General features: G+C 61.5%; 18 protein-coding genes. 4 read left to right on the top strand and 14 right to left on the bottom strand.

Going from position 1 to position 26,198, the window contains the following annotated elements:
• Positions 1 to 119: 119 nt before the first annotated feature.
• Together ACA072_RS28305 and rep are read right to left on the bottom strand one after the other, a co-directional pair.
• Complete coding sequence (locus ACA072_RS28305) at positions 120 to 692, bottom strand: xanthine phosphoribosyltransferase (protein WP_109626693.1); 573 nt, start codon at positions 690 to 692, stop codon at positions 120 to 122.
• Between the two features lie 69 nt (positions 693 to 761).
• On the bottom strand, positions 762 to 2,771 hold the full coding sequence (gene rep, locus ACA072_RS28300; RefSeq protein ID WP_109626691.1) for a DNA helicase Rep: 2,010 nt from the start codon (positions 2,769 to 2,771) through the stop codon (positions 762 to 764).
• 262 nt (positions 2,772 to 3,033) lie between these two features.
• On the opposite strand from rep, the gene ACA072_RS28295 reads away from it, so the two are divergent.
• Entirely contained in the window at positions 3,034 to 4,707 is a 1,674-nt protein-coding gene (locus ACA072_RS28295) for a putative bifunctional diguanylate cyclase/phosphodiesterase (RefSeq protein ID WP_497622054.1), read from the top strand.
• 109 nt (positions 4,708 to 4,816) lie between these two features.
• Here ACA072_RS28295 and ACA072_RS28290 read toward each other — a convergent pair whose 3' ends face one another.
• Positions 4,817 to 6,214: a NorM family multidrug efflux MATE transporter gene (locus tag ACA072_RS28290; RefSeq protein ID WP_497622053.1), complete on the bottom strand. Its 1,398-nt coding sequence runs from the start codon at positions 6,212 to 6,214 to the stop codon at positions 4,817 to 4,819.
• Positions 6,215 to 6,372: 158 nt separating this feature from the next.
• Between ACA072_RS28290 and ACA072_RS28285 the strand changes: the two genes are divergently transcribed.
• Together ACA072_RS28285 and ACA072_RS28280 are read left to right on the top strand one after the other, a co-directional pair.
• Complete coding sequence (locus tag ACA072_RS28285) at positions 6,373 to 7,293, top strand: LysR substrate-binding domain-containing protein (RefSeq protein ID WP_497622051.1); 921 nt, start codon at positions 6,373 to 6,375, stop codon at positions 7,291 to 7,293.
• A 184-nt stretch (positions 7,294 to 7,477) separates the two neighbouring features.
• On the top strand, positions 7,478 to 9,454 hold the full coding sequence (locus ACA072_RS28280) for a methyl-accepting chemotaxis protein (RefSeq protein WP_497622050.1): 1,977 nt from the start codon (positions 7,478 to 7,480) through the stop codon (positions 9,452 to 9,454).
• A 121-nt stretch (positions 9,455 to 9,575) separates the two neighbouring features.
• On the opposite strand, the gene ACA072_RS28275 is transcribed toward ACA072_RS28280, so the two are convergent.
• The gene (locus ACA072_RS28275; protein ID WP_497622048.1) at positions 9,576 to 10,499 is read right to left on the bottom strand and encodes an ABC transporter six-transmembrane domain-containing protein; all 924 of its coding nucleotides are present in this window, start codon (positions 10,497 to 10,499) and stop codon (positions 9,576 to 9,578) included.
• 115 nt (positions 10,500 to 10,614) lie between these two features.
• Here ACA072_RS28275 and ACA072_RS28270 point away from each other — a divergent pair, with 115 nt between their 5' ends.
• A complete protein-coding gene (locus ACA072_RS28270) occupies positions 10,615 to 11,202 on the top strand; it encodes a TetR/AcrR family transcriptional regulator (protein ID WP_497622046.1) in 588 nt (195 codons plus the stop codon).
• Here the strand turns inward: ACA072_RS28270 and ACA072_RS28265 are convergent.
• Genes ACA072_RS28265 through ACA072_RS28220 form a run of 10 tightly spaced genes read right to left on the bottom strand, consistent with a single transcriptional unit; the run spans position 11,199 to position 26,192 of the window.
• Positions 11,199 to 12,611, bottom strand: a complete 1,413-nt coding sequence (locus tag ACA072_RS28265; RefSeq protein WP_497622044.1) for a vWA domain-containing protein — start codon at positions 12,609 to 12,611, stop codon at positions 11,199 to 11,201. The two genes, ACA072_RS28270 and ACA072_RS28265, sit on opposite strands and share 4 nt — an antisense overlap.
• Before the next feature lie 57 nt (positions 12,612 to 12,668).
• A complete protein-coding gene (locus ACA072_RS28260) occupies positions 12,669 to 13,175 on the bottom strand; it encodes a hypothetical protein (RefSeq protein WP_497622042.1) in 507 nt (168 codons plus the stop codon).
• 4 nt (positions 13,176 to 13,179) lie between these two features.
• A complete protein-coding gene (locus ACA072_RS28255; protein WP_497622040.1) occupies positions 13,180 to 13,911 on the bottom strand; it encodes an OmpA family protein in 732 nt (243 codons plus the stop codon).
• 40 nt (positions 13,912 to 13,951) lie between these two features.
• A complete protein-coding gene (locus ACA072_RS28250) occupies positions 13,952 to 15,496 on the bottom strand; it encodes an SUMF1/EgtB/PvdO family nonheme iron enzyme (RefSeq protein WP_497622038.1) in 1,545 nt (514 codons plus the stop codon).
• Positions 15,486 to 16,709, bottom strand: coding sequence for an ABC transporter permease (locus tag ACA072_RS28245; protein WP_497622036.1), 1,224 nt, complete (start codon positions 16,707 to 16,709; stop codon positions 15,486 to 15,488). Before ACA072_RS28245 ends, ACA072_RS28250 begins: the two co-directional genes overlap by 11 nt.
• Complete coding sequence (locus ACA072_RS28240) at positions 16,693 to 17,394, bottom strand: ABC transporter ATP-binding protein (RefSeq protein WP_497449437.1); 702 nt, start codon at positions 17,392 to 17,394, stop codon at positions 16,693 to 16,695. The genes ACA072_RS28245 and ACA072_RS28240 overlap by 17 nt, the downstream gene beginning before the upstream one ends.
• 10 nt (positions 17,395 to 17,404) lie before the next feature.
• On the bottom strand, positions 17,405 to 19,396 hold the full coding sequence (locus tag ACA072_RS28235; protein ID WP_497622034.1) for a vWA domain-containing protein: 1,992 nt from the start codon (positions 19,394 to 19,396) through the stop codon (positions 17,405 to 17,407).
• The gene (locus tag ACA072_RS28230; RefSeq protein ID WP_497622032.1) at positions 19,396 to 20,415 is read right to left on the bottom strand and encodes a hypothetical protein; all 1,020 of its coding nucleotides are present in this window, start codon (positions 20,413 to 20,415) and stop codon (positions 19,396 to 19,398) included. The genes ACA072_RS28235 and ACA072_RS28230 overlap by 1 nt, the downstream gene beginning before the upstream one ends.
• A gap of 3 nt (positions 20,416 to 20,418) precedes the next feature.
• A complete protein-coding gene (locus tag ACA072_RS28225; RefSeq protein WP_497622030.1) occupies positions 20,419 to 23,130 on the bottom strand; it encodes a putative virulence factor in 2,712 nt (903 codons plus the stop codon).
• Positions 23,127 to 26,192 carry a virulence factor SrfB gene (locus tag ACA072_RS28220; protein ID WP_497622028.1) on the bottom strand — a complete coding sequence of 1,022 codons (3,066 nt, stop codon included), beginning with the start codon at positions 26,190 to 26,192 and terminating at the stop codon, positions 23,127 to 23,129. Before ACA072_RS28220 ends, ACA072_RS28225 begins: the two co-directional genes overlap by 4 nt.
• Between the last annotated feature and the right edge of the window lie 6 nt (positions 26,193 to 26,198).

The raw sequence follows: 26,198 nt of genomic DNA, 5'->3' as shown, positions 1-26,198 counted from the left end.
CAAACCAACTGTGGGAGCCAGCCTGCTGGCGATGGCTGTCTGTCAGTCATGAAGATGTTGACTGACACGACGCCATCGCCAGCAGGCTGGCTCCCACAGGGGAAATGCGGTGTTGCGGGTTATTCGATGAAGGTGACAACGCCATCCTTCAGCGACTGCACACGGGCCAACGACTCAACCCGATAACCCTGTGCATCCAGTTCCGCACGACCACCCTGGAACGACTTCTCGATCACGATCCCCAAACCGGCCACGGTCGCGCCGGCCTGTTTGATGATCGAGATCAGCGCCTGGGACGCCTTACCGTTGGCCAAAAAGTCATCGATGATCAGCACGCGGTCGCTGCTGGTCAGGTGGCGCGGGGAGATCGCCACAGTGCTTTCGGTCTGCTTGGTGAACGAGTAAACGGTCGCCGACAGCAGATTTTCAGTCAGGGTCAGGGACTGATGCTTGCGGGCGAAGATCACCGGCACGCCGAGGTTCAGGCCGGTCATGATCGCCGGGGCAATGCCGGAGGCTTCGATGGTGACGATCTTGGTGATGCCCGAGTCCTTGAACAGCGCAGCGAACTCGTCGCCAATCAGCTTCATCAGGGCCGGGTCGATCTGGTGGTTCAAAAAGGCGTCGACCTTCAGGACCTGATCGGAAAGCACGATGCCTTGTTCGCGAATTTTCTGGTGCAGTGCTTCCATGAAGCGTTCCTCTACTGGCGCCGGGTGCGCCCAGCTTGTAAAAAGTGTTTGGTTAAAAAGTAGGCAATTCTAGCGCTTTAACATCGCGCGTATATCAGCCAATGCGGTATTTCCGCGAACCGCTTTAACTTCGACCGGCGTGTCATCGTTGCCTTCCCACGCCAGGTCGTCCGGCGGCAGTTCATCGAGGAAGCGGCTCGGCGCGCAATCGATGATCTCGCCGTATTGCTTGCGCTTGGCGGCGAAGGTGAAGGCCAGGGTCTGACGTGCGCGGGTAATCCCGACGTAAGCCAGGCGGCGTTCTTCTTCGATGGTGTCGGCTTCGATGCTGGAACGGTGCGGGAGGATTTCCTCTTCCATGCCCATGATGAACACGTAAGGGAATTCCAGACCCTTGGAGGCGTGCAAGGTCATCATCTGCACCCCTTCGGCGCCGTCTTCCTCTTCCTGCTGACGTTCCAGCATGTCACGCAGCACGAGTTTGCCGATGGCGTCTTCAACGGTCATCTCGCCTTCTTCGTCTTTCTCCAGGGTGTTTTTCAGCGCCTCGATCAGGAACCACACGTTGCCCATGCGGTAATCGGCGGCCTTGTCGCTGGAACTGTTGGTGCGCAGCCAGTTCTCGTAATCGATGTCCATGACCATGCTGCGCAGCGCGGAGATCGGGTCTTCGCCGGCGCACTGCTCGCGGACCTTGTCCATGAAGCGCTTGAAGCGCGACAGGCGATCGGTGAAGCGCGCATCCAGATGTTCGCCCAGGCCGATTTCGTCGGTGGCGGCATACATCGAGATTTTTCGCCCGGTGGCGTAGTTGCCCAGCTTCTCCAGCGTGGTCGAACCGATTTCCCGGCGTGGCACGTTGATCACCCGCAGGAAGGCGTTGTCGTCGTCCGGGTTCACGATCAGGCGGAAGTAGGCCATCAGGTCTTTCACTTCCTGACGTCCGAAAAAGCTGTTGCCGCCGGACAGTCGATACGGAATCTGGTGGTGCTGCAGCTTCAGTTCGATCAGCTTGGCCTGGTAGTTACCGCGATACAGGATTGCGAAATCGCTGTACGGCCGGTCCGTGCGCAAGTGCAGAGTCAGCAGTTCCACGGCCACACGCTCGGCTTCGGCGTCTTCGTTGCGGCAGCGGATCACGCGGATCTCGTCGCCGTGGCCCATCTCACTCCACAGCTGCTTTTCGAATTCGTGGGGATTGTTCGAGATCAGCACGTTGGCGCAGCGCAGGATGCGGCTGGTGGAGCGGTAGTTTTGCTCGAGCATGACGACTTTCAGGGACGGGTAATCGTCCTTGAGCAGCATCAGGTTTTCCGGGCGGGCGCCGCGCCAGGCGTAGATCGACTGGTCGTCGTCGCCGACCACGGTGAACTGATTGCGCGTGCCGATCAGCAACTTCACCAGCAAATACTGGCTGGCGTTGGTGTCCTGGTATTCGTCCACCAACAGGTAGCGGACTTTGTTCTGCCATTTTTCGAGGATGTCGGCGTGTTCCTGGAACAGCTTCACCGGCAGCAGGATCAGGTCGTCGAAGTCCACCGCGTTGAACGCCTTGAGCGTGCGCTGATAGTGGGTGTAGACGATGGCGGCGGTCTGTTCCTTGGGGTTGCGCGCGTTTTCCAGGGCTTCGGGCGGCAGGATCAGGTCGTTCTTCCACGAGCCGATCATGTTCTTGATCTCGTCGACGCCGTCGTCGCCCGAGTATTCCTTCTGCATGATGTCGGTCATCAAGGCTTTGACGTCGGTTTCGTCAAAGATCGAGAAGCCCGGCTTGTAGCCCAGGCGCACATGTTCCTTGCGGATAATGTTCAAGCCCAGGTTGTGGAAGGTGCACACCGTCAGGCCACGGCCTTCGCCGCCCTTGAGCAGGGTGCCGACCCGTTCCTTCATCTCGCGCGCGGCCTTGTTGGTGAAGGTCATGGCGACGATGTACTGGGCGCGGATGCCGCAGTTCTGGATCAGGTGCGCAATTTTGCGGGTGATCACGCTGGTCTTGCCGGAGCCTGCACCGGCGAGCACCAAAAGAGGGCCGCCGACGTAGCTCACGGCTTCTTGCTGCCGGGGATTGAGTCGGGACATACGAAATCAGGGAGTCGTTTGTGAAATGGGCCGGCATTTTAACAGGCTCAGCGAATTGTGCTGCTCTCTCCGACTTGTGACGCAACACGCTTTCTCTAATTGCCGGTTTTGATACTTTCAAGCAGGATGCGCGGTGTATTTGCGGCTAATGTTCGTATTCCAGACACAAAGCCACGTTTGATAACTGATGTCATTTGGTCATTGGTTGATGGCGCGGCATAATGCCTGCCGCCTACATCTTTGCAGAGTCTAGGGAGCTAGCTTGTCTACGCCTGTCGAACCCTTGCGTTTGCTGCTACTGGCTGAAGAGCCGGCGTGGACAGCGTTGTTGCGCGAGTGTCTGGCTCCGATGGGGAGCTCGGCCGTGCTCATCAGCGCGCCGAGCTGGGAGTCGGTCAGCAGTCTGTTCGATGACAACCGCAGCGCGGTGTTGTTGACGATTCCTGCGCTTCAGCCGCTTCCTGGCCGTTGCAGCTTGCCGACGGTGTTATTGCTGGAGCACGAGCCACTGACGCCGCCCGATGGCGTGAGCGACTGGCTGGTGCGTGATCATCTCGATCCTGGCATGTTGCGTCGCTGCCTGCGCCATGTGCGTGAACGCGGCTTGCTGGAACACACCCTGCAACGCCTGGCCGAGCAAGACCCGCTGACCGGCATCGCCAACCGCCAGGGTTTCCAGACCTTGCTGGCCGCGCGTCTGGCGGAAAACGACGGCCGTGGCCTGGCCCTCGGTCACCTTGACCTCGACAACTTCCGTCACGCCAACGATGCCCTCGGCCACCAGGCCGGCGACCGCTTGATCCTGCAAGTGGTCGCGCGGCTGAAAAGCCAGCTGGAGGCCGGCGATCAACTGGCGCGGCTGGGCAGCGATGAATTCGCCCTGCTGATCGACACCCGCCGTGCGCCTCAGCGTGCCGAATGGATGGCCGAACGCATCACCGAAGCCCTGGCCGAGCCTTACTGGGTCGATGGCGAAAGCCTGTTGATCGGCTCCAGCCTGGGCATCGCCCACGCCCGGGCCCAGGCCGGTGCCGACCCGTTGATGTGGCACGCACACATCGCCATGCAGCAGGCCAAGAGCACTCAGGGCTGCACTTTTCATATCTTCAACGAACGCATCAACCGCAATGCCCGCAGCATGGCCGACCTCGAAAGCGAGCTGCGCCGGGCTTTGCGTCGCGACGAGCTGGAATTGCATTACCAGCCTCGCATGAACCTTGAGGACGGTCAGATCGTCGGCCTCGAAGCCCTGGTGCGCTGGCGGCATGCCGAGCGCGGCTTGCTGGCGCCCAGCGAGTTCGTGCCACTGGCCGAGCAAAGCGGCTTGATCGTGCCGCTGGGTTACTGGGTGATTTCCCGGGCCCTGCGGGACATGCAGGCGCTGCGCGAACGCGGTTTGCCGGCGCTGCACATGGCGATCAACCTGTCGTTCCGGCAGTTTCAGGACAGCCAGTTGCTGTCGACCCTGAGTCGGCTGATTGCCGAACGCGGCGTCGAGGCGCAATGGCTGGAATTCGAACTGACCGAAACCGCCGTGATGCGCCGCAGCGATCTGGTCAAGCAGACCATGGACGCGCTCGGGCGCCTGGGCGTGCGCTTCTCGCTGGATGACTTCGGCACCGGGTTCTCGTCGTTCGTGCACCTCAACAGCCTGCCGATCGCCTTGCTGAAGGTCGACAAGAGCTTTGTCGGGGGCATGGAAGAGCGCGAAGAGAACCGCAAACTGGTGCACGCGATGATCAACCTGGCGCACAACCTCAATCTTGAAGTGGTGGCCGAAGGCGTGGAGACGGCCGAGCAACTGGATTTGTTGCGCGGGTTTGGTTGCGATCAGGTGCAGGGGTATCTGATCAGCAAGCCATTGCCGTTGGCGGAGTTGGTTGAATATCTGACGTTTGGCAGCAGCCAGCAGCCCGCTCTGGGAGTGGTGGTTTAACCCGAATCCAATGTGGGAGCGGGCTTGCTCGCGAAAGCGGTGTGTCAGTTAACGTAGATGTCGACTGACACGCCCCCTTCGCGAGCAAGCCCGCTCCCACAAGGGGATCTCAGTCTGGCTGGGCGATCTGGAAACTTGTTCCTGACGACGGCTCCCGCCGAATCATCCGCTTCATTTTCCACTCAAACGCCAGCGTCAAACTCACCGCTGCGCACGCCAACCCCAGCGCCAATCCCCACCAGACGCCCGTCGGCCCCCAGTTCATATTGAACGCCATCCACCACGCCGCCGGCGCACCGATCAGCCAATAGCATCCCAGCCCGACCAGGAACGTGGTCTTGGCGTCCTTGAGCCCGCGAATGCAGCCCATGGCGATGGTTTGCGTGCCGTCGAACAGCTCGAACCATGCGGCCACCGCCAGCAGGCTCACAGCCAGATTGATGACGTCTCGGAACGCCGGGTCGTTGTGGTCCAGGAACAAGCCGATCAACTGATTCGGCAGGAACCAGAAGACCATGGCAAAGCCCAGCATCGACGCCGCGCCAAAGGCGATCCCGACCCGACCGGCCAGGCGCGCATCCAGCAACTGCCCGGCGCCGTAATGCTGGCCGATGCGCATGGTGATCGCGTAAGACAGCCCCGCCGGGATCATGAACGCCACCGAAACAATCTGCAGGGCGATCTGGTGCGCCGCCAGTTGCGTACTGCCCATGGTGCCCATGCACAGCGCGGCGAACGCAAACAAACCGACTTCCACCGCGTAGGTGCCGCCGATGGGCAGGCCGAGGCGCCACAGTTCTTTCAGGTACTGACGGTTAGGCCGCGACAGACCCTGACGCAGTGGATACGCGTCGTAAGCCGGATGCCGACGGATGTGCAGCGCCAGCGCCACGGCCATCAGGTTGGCGACAATCGCCGTGACCAGCCCGATACCCACCAGGCCCATTTTCGGCAGGCCGAACATCCCGGTGATCAACGCATAGTTGAGCAGGAAGTTGGCCACGGTGCCGCCGAGGCTGATGACCATTACCGGTGTCGCCCGGCCGATGGCGCTGGTGAAGCCGCGCAGGGCCATGAAGCTCAGGTAGCCGGGCAGGGCGAACGGCAGGATCAGCAGAAACTGCCCGGCGGCCTGGACGTTGGTTTCGGTCTGGCCGAACAGCAGCAACACCGGTTTGAGGTTCCACAGCAGCAGACCGGCTACCAGCGCCATCAACCACGCCAGCCACAGTCCGGCCTGGGTCAGTCGCGCGGCGCCGACGATGTCGCCCGCGCCCTGACGGATCGCCACCAGGGTGCCGACCGCCGCAATCACGCCGATGCAGAAAATCGACACGAACGAATAGGTCGCTGCGCCCAGGCCACCACCGGCCAGCGCTTCCGGACTCAGGCGCGCCATCATCAAGGTGTCGGTGAGGACCATCAGCATGTGCGCCAACTGCGAGGCAATCAACGGCCCCGCCAGCCGCAGGATGGCCCAGAGTTCGGTACGTGCTGGATGCTGCATGGTCATCACGCCTCGATTTCAGTGTAAACAGGAGAGAGCCGATTCTCGGCGCTCCGCGGGCTTTTCACAAAGGGATAAAAAGGATGGGTGGCATGAGTCAGACTCATGCTGACAAGTTTCTGCTAACGTGGCGTGACCGCGCTATAGGAGCTTTCCGAATGTCCCGTCGTCTTCCTCCCTTGTATGCCCTGCGCGCATTCGAAGCGGCGGCGCGGCATAGCTCGTTTACCCGTGCCGCTGAAGAATTGTCGATCACCCAGAGTGCGGTGAGTCGCCACATTCGTACCCTCGAAGAGCATTTTGCCTGCCGGCTGTTTCATCGCAGCGGACGCAACCTGCAACTGACCGAGTCGGCGCGGCTGATCTTGCCCGGCATTCGTGAAGGTTTTACCGCGCTGGAACGTGCCTGCAACACCTTGCGCGCCGAAGACGACATCCTGCGCATGAAAGCCCCGTCGACGTTGACCATGCGCTGGCTGTTGGCGCGGCTGAGCCGTTTCCGCCATTTGCAACCGGGCAACGAAGTGCAATTGACCAGTGCCTGGATGGACATCGACACCGTGGACTTCAACCACGAACCCTTCGACTGCGCCGTCATCCTCAGCAACGGCCATTTCCCGCCGGATTGGGAAGCGACGTTGTTGTTTCCAGAGGAGCTGATTCCAGTGGGCGCGCCGAATCTGCTGAAGGATCAGCCGTGGGACGTGGCGCGTCTGGCGAGCACCGAACTGCTGCACCCGACGCCGGACCGCCGCGACTGGCGAACGTGGCTGGCGCGCATGGGGTTGGCCGATGAGGTATCGCTCAAGGGTGGCCAGGTGTTCGACACGCTGGAGCTGGGCATGATCGCCGCTGCGCGGGGCTACGGCGTGTCCATGGGCGATTTGCTGATGGTGGCGGAGGATGTCGCTCAGGGTCGCCTGAGTTTGCCCTGGCCGACGGCTGTCGCCAGCGGAGAGAATTATTACCTCGTCTGGCCAAAAACCCGCCCGGGAGGTGAACGTTTGCGCCGCCTCAGCGATTTCTTGCAAGGCGAGGTCCGGACCATGGATTTACCGGAGGTCGAGCGCTTGAGCTGAATCGTTAGAGCCTCTGCAATAGAGGCATTGCGCCATATCCCCGCTAATTGCTCAAGTATTCAGGTTTGCCGCCGAAAATCTGCAGGTGGGACCTTCGTGCTGGTTCCAGGTAATTCCCCTTATTAGAATTTTGCCGAGTGCGCATCGTGATCAGGATGATCCGGTCACTCGGCCAGGAGCTGTCATGTCTCAACCTCGTGCCCGGATCGCCTCACAGCTTGGTCTTGCGCTTGCCGTGATACTGGCGATTGTCATCACTGGCAGTACCGTGTTCGCTTTGCGCTCGCTGGACACCGCCAACCTCGCCACCCGCGAAGAGCACCTGGCCAGTGAAGCCCGGTTGCTGGCCGATCAGTTGAGTACCTTTCACGGCACGTTGCGTGAGAGCACCCAGCGTCTGGCCGGCCTGTTCGAGAAGCGCTTCAGCGCGGGCTTGAGCGTGCACCCGGACGAGCCGGTGGCCGTGGCGGGCGCGCAGACGCCTGGATTGCATCTGGGCAGCGAAGTGTTGAACAACAACTTCAAGGAAGTGGACGAGTTCAAGCAAATGACCGCGGGCGTTGCGACGGTGTTCGTGCGCAGCGGCGAAGACTTCGTTCGGGTCAGTACCTCCCTGACCAAGCAGGACGGCAACCGGGCCATCGGCACCTTGCTGGATCACGCTAATCCGGCCTATGCGCGCTTGATGGCGGGGCAGAGCTACGTGGGTCGCGCCTTGCTCTTCGATCGCTCCTACATGACGCAGTACACGCCCGTGCGCGACAGCAGCGGTAAGGTGATTGCCGTGCTGTTCGTAGGATTCGATTACACCGACGCGCAGAACGCGCAGTTCGAGAATCTGAAGCGCTTCCGTATCGGCCAGACTGGCTCCCTGGCGTTGCTCGACGAGCAGAAAAAGTGGCTGGTGCCGATTGCAGGCGTGCAAGCGCTGGATCAGGCAGTCCCGGCCATCGTCGATCTGGCGAAAACCCCGGGCAAGGGTGACTTCTGGAGCGACAAGTCCGAAGACTTCTACAGCGTGGCGGTGCCGTTCGAAGGCGGCCCATGGTCGGTGGTGGCGAGCATGCCGCAAGCCGAAATCAGCGCCGTGACCTGGAGTGTCGGCATTCAATTGGCGATCGGCAGTCTGCTGGCGATGTTGATCGCGGTCGGCTCGGCAGTCTGGCTTTTGCGTAGCAAACTTGCGCCGCTGGGTGATCTGGTGCGTCAGGCGGAAGCCCTGGGTGCCGGTGATTTGAGCGTGCGCCTGAGCGTATCGAGCAATGACGAAATCGGTCAGCTGGCCCGTGCCTTCAACCAGATGAGCCAGGCCTTGTCGACCATGGTCGAGCACATCCGCAAGGCCTCGGGCGAGGTCAACAGCCGTGCCCAGGCGTTGTCCGGCCTGTCCGGTGGGGCCTATGAAGGGATGGAGCAGCAGTCGGGCGAAATCACCAGCATGGCCGGCGCCGTGGAAGAGTTCAGCGCGACTTCGCTGAACATCGCCGACAACATGGGCAACACCCAGCGTCTGGCGCAGGAAAACGCACAGCAAACGCAGATCGGTCGTACGTCGATGGATGAAGCGTCTTCGTCGCTTGAGCAAATTGCTGGCGCGTTGAACAGCACAGCAACAGTGATCAATACCTTGGGTCAGCGTTCCCAGGAAATCGGCGGCATTGTCGGGGTGATTACCTCGATCGCCGATCAGACCAACCTGCTGGCGCTGAACGCGGCCATCGAAGCCGCCCGTGCCGGTGAGCAGGGTCGTGGTTTTGCGGTGGTCGCCGACGAGGTTCGCAACCTGGCTTCGCGTACGCGTCAGGCCACGGATGAAATCTCCGGGATGATTCAAAGCATCCAGCAGGAAACCGGCAACGCCATCAGCACCATGGAACAAGGCAATGTGCTGATGCAGGAAGGCTTGTCACGCAACGCCAACGTGGCCTCGGCCCTGGCGCGGATTGATGAGCAGAGCCGTTCGGCGGGCCAGCAATTCGCGGCGATCACCACCGCAACTCAGGAGCAGAGCAGCACCGCGACGTTGCTCAGCAGCAACCTGCAAAGCATTGCGCTGGCGAACAGTGAGCAGCGCGAAGTGGTGTCGAACCTTGCCGTGACTGCCAAAGAGCTGGAGAAGCTGGCGGCAGACTTGCGCCAAGAGGTTGACCGGTTTCGTTGAGTCGCTGCTGAAATAGCCTTCGCGAGCAAGCCCGCTCCCACATTGAATCTCCAGTGAACACAGAACATGTGTACGACAGAGATCAAACTGTGGGAGCGGGCTTGCTCGCGAAGGGCTCAACTCAATTCTCGGACTTATCCCCAAGCCCCGGATCAACCCGCTTGCCGATATCCTTCAATCGCGCCAACTGATCCACCATCGACGGCGCTTCATCCAGACTGCTGACAAACGTCCACAGATACGTCATCACCGCATACACATGCCCCGCCTTCACCGCCGGCGACAGTGCCAGCTGACTGATGGCGATCACAAACAGCACCGCCGCCACCGAGCCTACGAACAGATAGGCGATTGCCTCACGGTCCGAGAGCCAGATTCGCAGCCGCGACAGCACTCGATAGTGGCGCTGCAACGTATCAGCGCCGACTTTCTCGACCAGCCCGATCTCTTTCTCCAGCCGATCATTCAACCGCTCATGCAGCGCCTGATTGCGCCGGGCGAACCGTGGGAGCAAGGTCATGCACAACAGCAACGCCACCAGGCAGGCCAGACCAATCCACGGCTCGATCACCAGCAGCATCACTGCCGCGCCGACAATCGACACCAGCGCCGTGGCAATGGTCGGCACGTGCTTCTCGAAGAAATCCACGAATTCGCGCGCCAGCACCACCCGCGCCGCCGATGTGGAAGTGCTTTGGTTTTGCAGGCGCTGATTGAGGATGACCGGCACGGCGAGGTCGGCGTAGATTCGCGTAAACGTGCGCGTATCCACCGCCCTGCGTGCGGCCCCAACCACCCAGAACGCCAACACCACCAGCGCGTAGAACAGCGCACTGGTGGCATCGCCGCGGATGATCGAGTCCACGGCGAACCCGGCGAACAGCGGATACGCCAGCAGCAGCGCGTTCTCCAGCGCCACCAGCGATAACGTGAAAAACAGCTTTCCAGGATAGGCTCTGGCAATGGCCTTGAGCGTCTGGCTGGCGGATTGCTGACCGAGTTTTTTGCTTTCATCGATCAGGATGTGTGGGGTGACGGCTGTCATGGGTGCACCGAAAGGAAGATAAACGCTACTATTGAGCGACTGCTCAAGTATCCTTGAGCGACCGCTCAAGAAGCAAGCGCCGTCCATCTACCCGGCGTCACGAGGTTATTTCCAAATGTCGCGCACTGAACGCAAAGACCAGATCATCGCCGCCGCCCTGGAGCTGTTTCGCAGCAAAGGTTTCGCCGATGTGTCTACCCGTGATCTGGCTGAACACGCCGGGTTGTCACGCAGTCACGTCTATCACTACTTCACGGACTGGAAGGAGTTGCGACGCGAAGCCTTCGTACGTTTTGCCAACGAACAGCTGGAAGAGGTCCGCGCACCGCTGACGGGCGTTGCACCGCTGACGGCTCTGCAGGGGTTTCTGAAGGATTGTCTGCCGGCCTCCGCCGACGATGGCTGGGCGCTGTGGCTGGACGCGTGGGATGAAGCGATGCACGACGCCGAGCTGGCCGCTGCTTACCTGGTCGTCAACAAACAATGGCAGGCGATGCTGGCGCAGATCATCGAGCACGGTGTCGTCACTGAGGTGTTTCGCTGTGCTTCTCCGGAACGGGCAGCGCGGCAGATCTTTGCGCAAGCGATGGGCTACGCCGATGACCTGTTGTTGCAACCTTCAGCCAAGGCCGCCGAAGCGGCCCTGGATGAAGTCTTGGAAGTCGCCGCGTTGTTACTGGGGTTTGCCCAGGCAGACGACTAATCGCACTTGGCGTTGCTCGACACTTCCTTGCTCGCCAGTTTCAACTGTTTGCCCAGCTCCGCCGCGTTGGTGCTGCTGTAAACCCGGCCGCCGGTGTTTTCAGCGATGCAACGTGACGGGCCACCGGCACCGATTTTCACCACGTTGACCCGCAAGCGCGGTTGTTCCCTGGCGATTTGGCGCGAGACCGCGCAGACGTCTTTCTGGCAACCGTCCTCACCGTCGACGAACATCACGATCACCGCATCGTTATTGCGCCCGTCGACGGTGCTCGCCGCGTGGGCCAGGCTGTCGGCCAGCGGTGTGCCATCGTTGGGCACCAGGCCTCGAATCCCGTTGATCAGCCGCTGGCGGTCGCCAAACTTGAACACGCCCTGGTCCGGTGTGCTTTCGCAGCCGGCGAAGGTGATCAGGCGCGTGTCGATCTTCGGATCGAGCCCGTTGATCATGCCGGCCAATGAGTCCTTGGCGACGTCCATGCGGCTGGGCTTGGCGAAGATCTGCGTGGTGCGGTTCACATCCAGGTACTTATTGAGCTCATTGCCGAAGAACCAGTCCTCGTCGGCTTTCACTGACTTGATGTTCAAATCCATCGAGCCCGAGGTGTCGAGCACCACCACGAATTGCGGAATCTCGGCGTTCGGCGCTTTTTTGCGGCAAGCGAAGTTGTCCAGCGTTGGTGCCGGTGGCGGGGCGACGACCACTGGTTTTGGCGGCGGAACAGGCTTGGGTGCCGGTACTGGTTCTGGCACGGGTTCCGGTTCTGGTACCGGTTCCGGCACTGGTTCCGGCTCAACGACAGGCTCGGGAACAGGCTCAACCGGTTTCTCGACCGGTGTCACCACCGGCGCTACAGGTGGGACCACGACGACGGGTTCACGGTGCATAAACCACCAGTAAGCCCAGAGCGCCAGAAGCAGCAACAGCAGCGCCAGCAAGGCCGCCGCGATCCACCAGCCACGGCGCGACGGCGGTACGACGGGCACCACCGGAACAACCGGCGGCACGATCGGTTTGGGCGGACGCTGGTTCCAGCGCACCACCAGCGGCTCGCCGTTGAGGCTGTAGAGTTTGTCCAGCTCGGGGGTGCCGAGCAGGCTGCGCAGGTCATCCGCTACGGTGGGCTGACCGCGTTTTTGCAGTTCGTCCGCCAGCTGTCCCAAGGACGTCTGACGCACTTCATAGGTTTCCAGCAAGCGTCGTTGCGCGTCCTCGTTGAGGTCGGCATAGGGCGTGGGTTGGCCACCCAGTTCGGTCCACCATTCCAGCACGTCACCGCTGCCCATCCGCGGGATGGCGAAGAGGCTGGCGACGGTCGGCGGAAAGTGTTTCTGGATGAGGGCGACTTTGGCTTGCAGCGCACTCATCCCCTCCGGTGTGGCTTGCGCATCCCTGATAACCCGCTGCATGACGACGATTCCTGAAAAGGGTGCAGGCCTCCATCGGAAGGCCTGCGGGGTGAAAAGTTACTCTTCGTAACCGAGGCTGAATTGCAGCTGATTCACTTTCTTCTGCAAGGCCTTCAGTTGTTCCTGCTTGGCGGCCAGCGTCGCGGGCGAGGCCTTGGTCACGGGCGCCGCCTGCGAGGCCTTGAGCTGCTGTTCGAGCCCGGCAATCTGCTTCTGCACCTGGCTTTGATTGCCATGGCGGGCCTTGAGCGAGGACAGCAACTGGCCGAGCGACTGGTTCAGCGCCGCCTGGGATTTCTGCTGGCTGGCCAGATCAGTCTTGGTGCTGAGCTGCTGGGCCTGAATGTTCTCGTACACCTGGCGGAACATCGCGTTTTCCTGCCGGGACGCGGTCAGTGCCAGTTCCTTCTGCTTGACCTGATCGCTGTAACCACCAGAGTAGTCGCAGTTCATCTTGGTCAGCATGCTGCTGTCGCGATTGGTCGCATCGCATTCGCCTGGCTTGGTCGCGCAACCGCTCAAAGCCAGGACGGCGGTGAGGACCGCCAGCTGTCGTAGAGTCATGTGCTTAGCCCAGAGTGATCGCGGAGCGCTGGTTGTACAGACCGTCGACTTCCTTTTGCAGGGCGGCGACTTTCTGGTTCATTTTCATAATGCTCACGTCCACTTGCTTGATCTCGGCGCCGGCGCCTTGCGCACGCTCGGCGTCGGCCACTTTGGTGTACTCGGTGACCTTGTTGCGCATGTTGCCAAGGTCTTTACGCAGGCGCGCGATGTTCGAATCGATCTCGGCGATTTGCACTTGGGCCTTGGCCTTGTCGACTTTTTTGTTGGCGATGTCCTTTTTGATCTGGGCGATTTGCGCCTGATCATCACTGATCACTTGCTGAGCGGTTGCGGTACGGGCGATCACGTTCTGGGTGTCTTGCTCGACGTCGCTGTTCATCTTCGCCAGGCGGGTGGTGGTGTCGGAGTATTCGCTGCGACGCTGATCCAGGTAGTAGTTCGCGCCCATGGCCACGCCACACGCGGTAATACCGGCGGCAATGGCGCAGACCGCCTTGTTGCTGCTGTTGGACAGTGCGCAACCGAGGATGCCGACACCGGCGCCGACCGCACAGGCCTGGTAACCGGATTTGCTGAAGAACTCTGCGTCATTGCCCTGGGTCAGGCGCGGGTCGGCACCCTCGCTGCCACCGAGCATCGAGCTGCCGGTGTTGGCGCAACCGGTCAGCAGCAGGCTGCCAGTGAGGACTAAAGCGATCTGAAGCTTGAAGCGAGTCCAAAGGCTGCGCGACATGGTGAAACTCCTTGGTGACGATGTTGGCTGTTGTTGAGAGTTATTGAGTGACGGTTTTGCAACTGGTCAGCCAGGCGTCAGTGTCAATCTTCTGCTTTTGCAGGAAGGTTTTCTGATTGGCCCAGTGGGTGCGCAAATAGGGTTTGAGTTCTTGCAGCTGTTTGTTGCGGGTGATGATTTCTTCCATCACCGGCACCTGCGCTTCCAGCAGCGGCTGGCCATACAAGGTCGCCGATTCCACCAGGCTGCTGGCGTAGTAACGGCTGAGTTTGTGCAGGCGATCCTTCTGCTCGTCGAGCTTGCCTTTGCGCATGTCGCAACTGGCATCTTTGTCGGCGGATTCGCAGTTGAGCTTGTAGTTCTTCTGCAAGAAGTCCACGTATTGGCCGTCGTCGAGCATCTTGGTGCAGAGGAACGCACCGAGATTGAGGCTGGCGCGGATCGCCTGATCGCGGGTTTCTTCCTGCTGCTGATTGCTGGCGCGCAGTTGGTTTTCCAGGGCCTGGAGTTTTTCCTTGAGCGCTTTGTCCTCGACGCCCGAGGCCAGGGTGTTCAGGGATTGAACCGTGCCTTTATCGGCGGATTCGGTTTCCTTGCTGCCGGTGCCGAGCTTCTTCCAGCTGCTTTCAATGCTGGCGACACGCTCGCGTGACGTCAGGGTCGGCGATACCAGGACCAGTCGCAGGCCGGTGGTTTTGTTTTTCACCTGGCCTTCGGCGTTGTAGTACGGCTCTTCCTTGCGCAACCCGGTGCGCAAGTCGGCCTGAGCGGTCAGGTAGTTGCCGCCACGGACCACGTAGCCACCGGCCTGGCCGTGCTGGCGGTCGAGTTTGTTCAGCCGGAACGGCTCGAACATCATCTCGTCGACGTTGCCGAGCATGTCGTGCAGGCCCAATGGATTAGGTTTTTGCAGGCCGGACAACTGCAGCTTGCCGTTGGACGATTGCGCCCCGGCGAACCATTCGTAAGCGTTGATGCCCTCGGCCATCGGATAGCGCGTATCGCGAAATTCCGCCGCGCCGACTTCCAGGCCACCGCGCGCCGCGAACTCCCACTCGACTTCCGTCGGCAGGCGCAGGAAACCCAGTGCGCCGTCTTCTTTCGGCAGCTTGGCCGCGGCGTTTTTGCGCAGCCACAGGTTGTACTTGTCAGCCGCCTCGACGGCTTGCACCCAGCTCACGGACACTTGCGGCAGGCGCATCTTGGTGGCAGCGGTGGGGCAGGTCTCGTCGGTCAGCGCGGCGTATTGGAGCTGACTCATCTCGTACTTGGCCATCAGGTAGTAGCGGGACTTGTCGTTCTTCGCGCCGGTGAAACTGCCTGCGATAAACGTCGGCCGGGTTTGTTCAACGTAGCCGTATTCCGCGCCGTCCTGACCGATGTTGATCGGGTAGTCGTCAAGTGGCCCGGCGACCGGAATGAACACCTTGCGGAACACCATCGAACCTTCGCACGGCATCGGCAGCACGACGTCGCTGGCCTCGGGCATCGGGTTGTAATACTTCTCTTCCCAGCCCGCCGCCGAGGCGTCGAGCAGGTAGCCGAGGCTCAGGGGCAACAGCAAGCCCAAACGTTTATAGCTCACGCAGACTCTCCGCAGGTTGGATGTTGATCGCTCGCACGGCACCGATCACGGCCACCAGTGCAGCGACCAGAAAGGTCAGGAGCAGGGCGGCGAGGCCGTGCCAGAGTGTGATGTGGCAGACAAAGGTGCCGGTGGTCTGGCTGCTGCCGAGCAAGTAGTCGAACAAATGACTGCCGACGGCATAAAAACCCAATCCGCCGAGGTAGCCTGCAAGGCTCAGCACCAGCGCTTGCAGGACCACGAAACCGGCGACCGCCGTGCGTTTGAAACCCAGCAGGCGCAGGACCGCGAGGCTTTTGCGCTTGCGGTCGATGTTGGCCAGAAAGGCCCCGACCATCGACGCCACACAACCGATCAGCGCCGCCAGGGCAATCACCCCGAAGATCAGCCCCAGCACATGATTGATGGCTTTGACGTTGTCGATGTCGGCCAGTCGGCTCGACGTTTCGATGTGTTGTTCGTTGAGCCAGCGTTCCAGCGGCGCTACCTGATCGATGTCGCGGGCATAGAGTCGGGCGCGGGCGTACAGCGGTTGCAGATCGCCCAGAGGTTTGCCGGTTTCGAGGCCGAAGGCGCTGACCTGATAGCCGTCGCGAAAGCGCTCCAGGTCCAGCAGCAACGGCGGGGCGACAAACCCGGCCGCGCGGCCGAAGCGCGCACCGTCGAGTACTTCCAGCACCGTCAGCGTCATCTCACCGCGTTCATTCACACCTTCCAGACGACGCAATACACGCATTTGCACACGGTCGCCGACCTTGGCCTGCAAGCGTTGCGCGGCGCGCTCGCTGAGGATTACCTGGTTGCCGGTGGGATTGAGTTGCGGCAGGTTCAGTTGCGGGTCGCCGGGTTCGGTGGCGATGATTTCAGCGCCTTCGACAAAGCGCTGCATGCCGATCAGCAAATCCGCCTGGGTGTTGAGCGAGCGGGTCTGGCCGAGGGCAAAACCGGTCTCGGGACGGTGGCGCACGCGCTCGATCCAGGCGCTGTCGTAGTTGCCGTTGCTGAGCATCTTCACTTCAAGGTTGCGCGGGTCGCGCAGCAATTCGTCCTGCAACTGGCTGACCACGCCGTGTTTGAGGCCGAACAGCAGCAACAGAGGCGCGATCACCGCCACCAGCGAGGCGGCGATGCACAACGACACCTTGCGGTCGTGCCAGAGGTCTTGCAGGGCCAGCGTTCCGAGCAGGCGCAAGCGGTCAGTCCATCGGTTCAAACAGTGTTTCTCCCTGACGGCTGATAGCGCCGAGTCGCGGCAAGCCGAAATCCTTCAGCAAGGCCCAGTCATGGGAAACCACCAGGGCACTCAGGCCCATGCTCGACACCAGACTCAGCAGCAATTCGAACAAGCGTCGGGCGCTGTGCGGGTCGAGCGCGGCGGTCGGCTCGTCGGCCAACAGCAGCAGCGGTTCGTGGGCAATCGCCCGAACGCAGGCAACGCGCTGGCGTTCACCGATCGACAGCGCCTGTGGCTGTTTATCCAGCAACCCTTGCAGGCGCAGCACCTCAACCGCGTGATCGATGTGCGCGCTCTTTACCGGCATGCCGAGCAAGCGGCGCGGCAGGCTGATGTTGTCGCGCACGCTTAGAAACGGCAGCAAGCCGCCGCTCTGCAAAATGAACCCCAGATGACGCGAACGCACGGCCGCCAAGGCTGGCTGGTCGTCACTGGCCAGCAGTTGGGCGATGTCCTGATCGTCGGTTGCGCCCAGCCGAAAGCGCTCGAGCTCCACCGGCGCCAGCAACAGGCCGATGGCTTCGAGCAACGTGCTTTTGCCGCTGCCGCTCTCACCGGTGATGGCAAGGATTTCCCCGGCACCGACCTGCAAGTGCGGCAGGCGCACGTGGTGGGCCAGCGCGCCTTCACCACGGCGCACCAGCAGGTTCTTGATATCGAGCATCGGCGCCTCGTTAAGGCATCATTTCCAGTGGCACGGGATAGACGTTGTCCCGTGCATCGCTGTCCTTGGCTAACGCCACCCAACGGTCGACGTCAGCGTTGTAGCGCTGGTAGTGCCGCAGTTTGGTATTGAGCGTGCGGATGAATTTCTCCTGCGCCAGGCCATCCCAGCTTTTCCAGGTTTCTTCGTCCAGGTTCAGCACTTCGCTCTGGTAGGGCAGGTCTTCGAGGTACTCGCCGAGCACGCCCATGTCCGCCAGTTTGGCGCTGCCGTTCTGCTTGAGCTGGTTCGGATCGGCGCCCATGGTGGCGGCGACCGAGCGCAGACGCTCGAACATTTCCGTCGGCGAGATCAGGCCTTCGTTGGCCGCGTCGAGAATCTTCTTCATCACGTCGCTCAAGTCGCTGAGCTGGGACTTGGTCAGCAGCACCCGCACGTCGGTGGTCGGGATGTTCTGCTTGATCAGGTCACGGTCGGTGATCCACGCCTTGAACACCGGCGGTGCCTTGCTGTTGGTCTTCTCGCCCAGATAGGCGAGCTGCATCGCGTGGCCGATCAGCGCCGCGTCTTCGAGCATTTTCTTCTCGGCCGGGTCCTGCTTGGCGTTCACCGCGCTACCGATGGCGTCTTCGCCCATGTAGGCAGCTTTCACCTGGGAAGTGATCGCGGTGGCCAGCGAATCCACCTTGCGCCCGAACTCCTGAATGTCGCCCGCGTTCACCGGGTAATACAGCGAAGTGTTGGTGCCCGGGTAGGTCGACAGATTCTGGTACTGCGCCTCGGCCTTGGCGTGGTCCTTGATCCCCGCCGGGGTTTTCAGGTGCAGCGTGTAAATCGCCACGCCCGGATTGGCCGCTTCGAGACGAACCTGCGAGGCGCTCAAACCGGTTTTCGACAGTTTGTCATCGCCTTCGATGGCGCCCGCGTCGGTGATCAGCACCACGTAGCGCGCGCCGAACTGGCTCCAGTCGACCTTGTCGATGCTGTCCATGACGCCGGCAAACGCGTCTTCGTCGAAACTGCTGCTGGAGACTTTGGCCTGTTTGAGGTCGGCGATCTTGGCAAAAAAGTCGGCGCTGTCTTTCACCTTGGTAGGGTCGGCGTACATCTTGGTGGTGTATTCCAGCCCCGGCACCGCTTGGGTGTTGGAGCGGAACGCCACCAGGCCGAATTTGACCTGCTTGCCGAGGTTCTGCGATTCGATCTGCTGGTAGACCTTGCGGATCGCCTCGCGGGTGCGGTCGATGTACGGGTCCATCGAGATCGTCGAATCGATGACAAACACCACCGCCGCACTGAACTCCTTCAGCTGGCTGGCTGCTTTGTCCTCGGCTTCCTTGCCGCCGGCCGCGCCGCTCGCAGCACCCCCTTTGGCGTTTTTGTCATCGGGCTTGCTGACCGATGCGACGTTGAGCAGACGCGTGCGGAAGCCGCCTTCGGTCATCACTTCTTCGCCGCTGATCACCGGCAACAGGTAGAACTGCTTTTGCAGGTCGACGAAGTATTCAGGTTCTTCGGCCAACACGCCGGGGGCTTGCTTGCCCTTTTTCAGCGTGGCCCGCAGCGGCGCGACTTTGCTCACCGGGTCCGGCGCATCGAGAATGCCTTCGACCGTGGCGCGGTCCTTGAAGAACAGCAGCCGGTCGCGGTTGGCCGGGTTGGTGAAGGCCAGCGTCAGCTGCATTTTCCAGTCGGTGGTGCAGCTGGCCGGCAGCCAGCCAATGGTTTTGCCGTAACTGTCGGGGCCGACTTTCAGCCACTCGGCGTTGGCGGCTTGCGCGCGTTCGTACACATAAAAACGGCTGAACACCGGTTGCTCATCACCCGCAGCACCGCCCGCCGTCGGGCTGATTTTGCAACCCGGCGTGGTCAGCACGCGCTGAAACAGGGTTTTCTTGCCGGCCTGTATCAGCGGCTTGTCATCCGCCTGGGACAACGGGCTGATGCACAACGCCAACAACGCAGCGCCGCTCAGCAGAAAACGACTCAGGGGAGAACGCATCACTTCTGCAACTCCTCGAAACGCTGCTTGGCTTCGGCGTTGTTCGGGTCCTGGGTCAGGATGGTTTCGTACCAGTAGGCGGCGGTGGCGTTGTCCGCGGTCGGGAAGCACTCGCTGGCCTTCAGGTATTTCGGGTCGTATTCGCGGGCATAGGCGTTGGCAATCAACGCGTCACCGGCCTGGGCACGGTTGGCGTACAGACGCTGGGCGACGCCGCAGTGCTTGCCGGCCTTGGCTTCGTTGATGATCTCCAGCAATTTGGCGCTGTCGGGCGCGGCCTTGATGCAAGTCTGGACGAAGGTCAGCTCGGGCAGGCTGTTCATGCTGTCGAGGGTGCAGGCTTGGGCGTCAGCACCGGCCGGTGCGGCGGCAGCAACCGCCGGGACAGGCGTCGGAGTGCGTTTGTAAAACCAGAATCCGGCCGCTGCGGCCACCAGCAACAGCACGACAAGCGCGAGGCCGATGAGGCCTTTGTTGCTTTTCTTCACCGGGGCCGGAGGCGGGGTATAAGCGGGTTCGTTGGGCACCGATTCCAGTTCGATTTCTGGCTCGTCGGTGGAGAGGACCAATTCCGGCAGCTCCGGGATTTCGGGTTCTGGCGCAGTTGGCGCTGTCAGGTCTGCGCCGCCATAAGTCGAGCGCGTCTGGCCGCCGGCCGTGGATGGCAGCAGGCCGACGCCTGGCTTGACCACACCTTTATCAGTGACCTCATTTTGTTTCTGCTCGCGCAGTTCGATCAGGAATTGCGAGTTGGCCCCACCCTCTAGCAGCGGATCGACCACTTCCGGGCCGAGCAGGGTTTCAATGGCTTCACCACTGGCCGCAACCGTGAAGCGCGAGACCTTGAACCAGAACGGGTTATTGCTCCAGGCCTTCTGGTCCTGGAGGTAAAAACCGTCCTGGTTACGCTGAATGGAGAACTCCAGCTGTTCTTCGCCACCCTGCCATTTCTTCACAGTGAGGCACGCCTGGCCAGGCACGTTGGGTTCTAAGGCGAGCAGGTCGACACGAATTGGCATTGCTTATCTCGCTGTGAAGGCTGTGAGCACATGGCCCAGCCGTTCATTCTGTTCAGGGGTGATTTCGCGACCGGCACCATGGCCGGCGTTGTCCTGCGTGATGTAGGCCAGGCCCGAAAGCCAGTCGCCCAGATAACGCTGCGCCTGGTTCGCCGGTTGTGGCGGCAACACCGGCACTTGTCCCGGACCGATGTCGGTGTAGAACGAGAACAACGGCGCCTTGGCACCGGCGCGGCTGTTCGGGCGTTCGTTGACCGGTTTTTGCAGGTAGCCGAACCAGGACACGAAATCGCGCAGCACCCGTTGCACTTCCAGCACTTGGCGCTCAACCAGCTGATCGCGCCGCGCGCCGCTTTGCGCGCGCTTGAGCACCGCACGGCTCAGTTGCCCCGGCAAGTCCTGGCGGTAACCGGCGGTGATCAGTTCGTCGACCACCGCTTCGATCAAGGCCTTTTCCAGCCCCAACAGGTTGAGCAGGCTTTGTCGGGTGGTCAGCTCGCGCAGGTGCGCAATCCAGGCCTTGAAAGCGGCTTTGGCAAAGCGGTGTTCGTTGCTTTGCAGTTCCGGCGCCGGGGTGTTGGTTTTGCTGCTGACCGGTGCTTCGTGGCTCAGGTCGTCGCCGAAATCGAAGTCGAATCCGGCGTCGTTGCCGTACAGGCTCTGGCTCGGTGTCGGCGCGGCCGGCTCATCGCTGGCGGCGGGCGCGTCATCGGTTTCGTACACACCGCTGAGGTACAGGTCGCGCACCGATTCGCTCGGCATGTCGAGTTCATCGATGAACTCGCCGAGCACGGCTGGGCGACGGCCCAGACCGGTCAGAATCATCTGCGCCTGGGCTTTCTTGGCGGCTGCGGCGCCGTCACCGTCGGCGTGATACCAGGTGCTCAGGCCGTGAGTGGTCAGGCCTTCGAGGCATTCGTTCAGCTGCTCGCGGATGCGTTGCAGTTTGAATTCGATGTTCGCCACTCCCTTGAAACTGCCGCTGAAGTGGCTGATGCCACCGTCATCGTTGCGCAGCATTTCTTTCCAGGCGTTGGCAGGATTGTTGATGTGTTTGCACACCAGCTCATTGCCGGCAAAGCTTGTGCCCAGGGCGTCGACGCGCTCCTGGTAGCTGGCGTTGAGGCCGGTTTCGGCGCCGCTGGCGTCTTGCACAATGAACGCCGCATCCATACGCGGTTTACGCACCAGGAAGGTGTTCTGGAACGGCGTGCCGGCCCAGTCGTTCATCCAGCTCAGGCTGCCGAAGCGTTCGAGCATGGTCAGCTTGACCATGCCGTTCCAGCTCTCGTCGTACTGATCAGGCGTCAGGCTCAGGGAGTTGGTGATGCGCAGGTCGAGCATGGTCAGGGCCCAGATCAGGCCGGTGTCGCGTTTGCTTCGGGCGGCCGCGTCGGCGCCCTGGGTTTTCTCGATCCAGCGCGTCAGCACCGGGCCGACGTCGTTGACGTCGCTCTGTTTGGTCGAGCCGGTGCAGACCACCAGCGCGTTCATTTCCTGGTTGTCGGTGTAGCGTTCGAACAGGTAAGCGACCTTGCCGCGCAGAATCAGCTGCGAGACGGAGTTGTCCTTGGTGGCGGATTCCGGGTCGTTTGAGTTGGCGATCTCATGGAGCTTTTTGCGCCCGCGATAACCAGGAAAGTCCAGCAAGTCGACCTGATTGACGATGTCGTCCGCCGGGGCTTCGATCAGGCCGAAGGTCATCTCGGCGGTCAGTGCCGCCAGTTGCGCAACCGGGATGCCCTGGCTGTTTTGCAAGCGTCCGTCGACCTGAGGCCGCACGTCGATCGGCAAGTCCCGCGGGCTGCCGAAGCGCTCGAGGATGTCGACGTTCATAATGCTGTCGCGCTGGCTGTAAGTGTCGTTTTCGAAACTCACCAAGGCTTTCAATGGCGCGAATACGGTTTCGGGAAGGCCCAGCTTGTGCAGCGCACCGGCCAGTTGCTGGTACACGCGCGTCAGTTCGCTTTGCTCACCCCAGAGGATGGAAAACAGCTCGGCACGCTCCTGGAAATTCAGGCGTGGTGCCAGTTGCAACGCCGTGGGCCAATACAGGTGCTCAAGCTTCTTCACCGAGTTGCGGAAGTTGTCCCGCAGGTAATCCCACAGCGACACCAGATCATCGGCGCTGACGCCCGGCTGCAGCGGCCCGGTCTCGCGTCCTTCGAAGGGTTTGAGTACGCGCTGGATACGCTCTTCGTCGATCTCGTAGGAGATCCGCTCAAGGTCGAAGTCCTTGAACCAGGAGTTGGCGAGAATCTTCGCCAGCTCGATTTCCTTGAACAGCGTCAGCTCGACCGGGAACTGCGGATCCTGGCTCGGCGTGGCGCGACGGCTGAAGCGCGTTACCAGACCGGTGGCTTCCTTGCCGCCACCCACCGGGTTGATGTGCTTGATGAAGTCCAGGCGCTGGCCACCGAAATCGGTTTCCAGTTTGCCGTTCTGACCGGCCGCAAGCGCTGAAATCAGGTAGGACTTGCCGGCCTGGGACAAGCCGAAAAAGCCAATGGTCATCGGCGTGCAGGCCACGCGACCGAGGCTGTGAGCCAGGTTGCGGGCGCGGTGCAGGCGAATGTTCAGGTTGTCGGCTTCGCTGTCCAGGCGCGGCGCGTTGCCGCGCGTCTGGCCAATCCACTCCAGCGCCTGACCGGCACCTTCATAAACAGCGGCCCAACTGGCTGAAAGCTGAGTTTGTTCGGGGGTCAGGTCATTCATTTGCGTTTCACACTTCCACTGTCGAGCCAGTACTTGGTCTCGCTCAGGCCGGCGTCGAGCATGGTGTTGAGTTCCAGCTCGAGGTCGCTGCGCGGGTTGAAGTTGACGTTGCTGCTGTTGGATTCGATGTCGCGAACCGAGAGACGGTCGCTGACCAGATCCTGCTTGCGCGTGTATTTGTCGGCGGCTTTGACCTCGAAGCGCACCTTGAGCAGCGGTGCGCTGCCGTTCTCACCAATCGCGCGGGAGAACTTCTCCCGACCGGCCTTGGTGAAACGCAGGGTGTACAGCGGCGAAGCGGCCCAGCGATCGGCGGCCAACTGACGGAAACCGAGGCGCAGATCGCCGCGCATTTCCAGCTGCGGCGTGTCGGCGTCATCGCCCGTGCCGATTTCCGGCAACTTGATTTTGTAGTCTTCGGACTGGATGTCGCGGTACAGCACGTCGGCATCCTTGATCACGTTGTTCAGATCGATGACGCCGATGTGCTTGACCGTCGAATACGGTTTGAGCGCCGAAGAGCGGAAGTAGAAGTTCGGCACGCTGTGGTTGGCGCACAACAGGCACAGCATGGCGCCCACCGAAGCGGTGCTTTTCGGGTCGTCGATGCGGCCGTTCTTGTGGAACGGGTACCAGCCGCCGGTGCGGTAATTCTGCAACGCCAGAATGCGCCCAGGTGGCAGCGGCAGCACCTTGCGGATAAACGCCTGGATGCCCGGCAGCCGCGAAGGGCGGCCGGTCAGCAGCAGGACATCGCACGGATAGTGGGCGACCACTTCACACAGCGCGCCGAGGATCTTGGTGATGTTGATCTGATCGTTGAGGAACGCGGCGTGAAGCTTTTGCAGGTCGAAGCCGATCAGCGCTTCGTACAGGTCGAAACCGCTCTGGCCGCCGACATCGCGGCGCACGGCGGCGTTGACGTAGTCGAGCACGGTCTGGCTGATCGCGTTGTCGCCCAGCAACTGGCGATAACTTTGCGGGCTGACTTCCTGCGGAACTTGCGGGTCGTAATGCTCGTAAGCCTTGAGCAACGCCAGGCCCAGCGGTGCGAACACCTGCAGGTTCAATTGCTGGCGCAGGATCATGTCCTGGGCGCTGACCGATTCATCGCCGCACAGCCGCGACATCAGCGAATCCGGGGCTCTGACGCCGGCATTCTGCAACGCCTTCTCGAAGCTCGGCAGGATGAAGTCCTGGATCACGTCCAGCAGGATGTCGTCGCCGGCTACTTTGAAACCATCGCGAAAACGCTGTTCGGGCACGATGTGCACGTTGCTGCCGCTGCCCGTGTTGCCGGCGCGGTCGAGGCGGTAATCAGTGATGACCAGGTCGGTGGTGCCGCCGCCGATGTCGATGGTCGCCAGGGTGATGCGTTCGCGGTCGGTTTTGTCCGGGCGGGCGATGGTGTCGAAAAACTCTTCCGGGTGACCGGCGAAGTTCTCGTTGACCTCGGTGTACAGGTACACCAACTGGCCGCAGGAGGCTTCGTCCCACTCCACGCGGATGCTCGGGATCGGCGTGCGCGGGCTGACGGCCTGATCCTGATGCGGATCTTCCTCGCCAGCGTGCCAGCCGAGGCTTTTCCACACCAGGCCGATGGCTTGCAGCATGCGTTCGTTGAGAATGCTGCGCTCGGCCTGCGGCATGCCCGGCGGCACGGTCAGGGTGATGCTGTTGAGCTGGCGCGGCACACGGGTGTGACCCTGGCGGGAGCGTTGGGCCGGGCTGTTGATTTGCGACAACGCCTGGGCCAGTACTTCGGCGAGCATGAAGGTCATCAGCGAACTGCGCGAGTAACGCGGCATGAACACCGGCAGACGATCGTCTTCTTCGAGGCTGTAAAGCGCCTCGCCGGTTTCATTGATCAGGTGCGAGAACGGCGCGGCCGTGGCGTACGGCTCGTTGTCGCTCTTGATGTAGGAGCAGTTGAAACGCCAGCCGTGGCCGTAGGCGTTCTCGTCCCACAGATAACGTTTCGGGCTGGACAGGCCAGTGGAACCTTCGGTGCCGCGACGACGGCTGGCCAGACGGCTGGCCTCATTGCCGACGCGGGCGATCGTTGCCCACTGGAACGCATCGTGACGGCCGCTTTTGACCGAGCAGTGGTCCTTGCCGAAATACGCCTGGGCGAACTCGACGCGGCTTTCGAACGGCAGGTTGTAGGTGTGTTCGGGGGTGATCAGGTCGCGCAGTTCCAGCACGTAGTTCTGCTTCAGCCCGGAGCCGGCCTGGCCGTGATTCTCGATCAGGATGCCGCAGGTGCGCGAGTTGCCGACGTCCAGCACCAGGTCCACCGGTATCGGTTTGACCAGGCCATTGCTGTCGTTGGCGACCACTTTCAGTTCAGGAATTTCCACCTTCGGCCTGGCGGTCGACTGCGCTGCCGCGGACGGCGTGCTCAACAGGCTCAGCAGGTTGAGGTAGTGCGCCAGGTGGTGGTTGGCGCGAATATCGATGTCCAGCTCTTCGCGCGAACGATGAGCGTTGCCCTCGTTGAACACTTCCAGCAGCCATTCGTTGACCCACGGCTGGGCCAGGAACCAACGGGTTTCGCTGGCCTTGGTCGCCAGTTTGAAGGACACGCCGGAGCTGATGTCTTCTTCGTTCGGCGCCAGGTAAGCGGTGCCGTCACGCTTGGGCATGACGCGGCTGTCGAACGCCATCGTCAGGCGGTGGGTGTTGCCGTCGATGTCGGGTGTCGCCAGTTTCACCAGGCGCATCCGCGACCAGTTGGTCGGGCCTTCGTCGAAACGGTGCGGCGGCATGAAACGGAAAAACGGCGTCGGCAGCCAGACACCGTCCAGCAGCTCGAGGCTGCTTTTCATGTCGACGCTGAATGCCGGTTTGGCCTTCTCGACCTTCTCCGGCTCGGGCTCGTAGAAGTAGAAGTCTTTCTCTTCGTTGTACATCAGGCGGCAGATCAGCCCGCTGATCATCGGCGCGAACTCGCCCGCCGGTTCCTTGCGGGGATCCAGGCGCAGGGCGAAATCCATGAACTGGATACCGGTGTCACTGACAAGCGTGACGGTGTCTTCGAATTGGGTGACTTCAGGCAACATGTCGGG

Source organism: Pseudomonas sp. LBUM1656 (assembly GCF_059716065.1).
Note: the sequence above shows the minus strand (reverse complement) of the source record. Positions and strands in the feature narration are given on the sequence as shown.

What these genes read in the sequence shown, in the direction of transcription:
- ACA072_RS28280 (WP_497622050.1), top strand. Translation starts at nt 7,478, where the DNA reads ATGTCTCAACCTCGTGCCCGGATCGCCTCACAGCTTGGTCTTGCGCTT.
- ACA072_RS28240 (WP_497449437.1), bottom strand. Translation starts at nt 17,394, where the DNA reads ATGCTCGATATCAAGAACCTGCTGGTGCGCCGTGGTGAAGGCGCGCTG.
- ACA072_RS28265 (WP_497622044.1), bottom strand. Translation starts at nt 12,611, where the DNA reads ATGCAGCGGGTTATCAGGGATGCGCAAGCCACACCGGAGGGGATGAGT.
- ACA072_RS28220 (WP_497622028.1), bottom strand. Translation starts at nt 26,192, where the DNA reads ATGTTGCCTGAAGTCACCCAATTCGAAGACACCGTCACGCTTGTCAGT.
- ACA072_RS28305 (WP_109626693.1), bottom strand. Translation starts at nt 692, where the DNA reads ATGGAAGCACTGCACCAGAAAATTCGCGAACAAGGCATCGTGCTTTCC.
- ACA072_RS28255 (WP_497622040.1), bottom strand. Translation starts at nt 13,911, where the DNA reads ATGTCGCGCAGCCTTTGGACTCGCTTCAAGCTTCAGATCGCTTTAGTC.
- ACA072_RS28235 (WP_497622034.1), bottom strand. Translation starts at nt 19,396, where the DNA reads ATGCGTTCTCCCCTGAGTCGTTTTCTGCTGAGCGGCGCTGCGTTGTTG.
- ACA072_RS28270 (WP_497622046.1), top strand. Translation starts at nt 10,615, where the DNA reads ATGTCGCGCACTGAACGCAAAGACCAGATCATCGCCGCCGCCCTGGAG.
- ACA072_RS28225 (WP_497622030.1), bottom strand. Translation starts at nt 23,130, where the DNA reads ATGAATGACCTGACCCCCGAACAAACTCAGCTTTCAGCCAGTTGGGCC.
- ACA072_RS28285 (WP_497622051.1), top strand. Translation starts at nt 6,373, where the DNA reads ATGTCCCGTCGTCTTCCTCCCTTGTATGCCCTGCGCGCATTCGAAGCG.
- ACA072_RS28260 (WP_497622042.1), bottom strand. Translation starts at nt 13,175, where the DNA reads ATGACTCTACGACAGCTGGCGGTCCTCACCGCCGTCCTGGCTTTGAGC.
- ACA072_RS28230 (WP_497622032.1), bottom strand. Translation starts at nt 20,415, where the DNA reads ATGCCAATTCGTGTCGACCTGCTCGCCTTAGAACCCAACGTGCCTGGC.
- ACA072_RS28275 (WP_497622048.1), bottom strand. Translation starts at nt 10,499, where the DNA reads ATGACAGCCGTCACCCCACACATCCTGATCGATGAAAGCAAAAAACTC.
- rep (WP_109626691.1), bottom strand. Translation starts at nt 2,771, where the DNA reads ATGTCCCGACTCAATCCCCGGCAGCAAGAAGCCGTGAGCTACGTCGGC.
- ACA072_RS28290 (WP_497622053.1), bottom strand. Translation starts at nt 6,214, where the DNA reads ATGCAGCATCCAGCACGTACCGAACTCTGGGCCATCCTGCGGCTGGCG.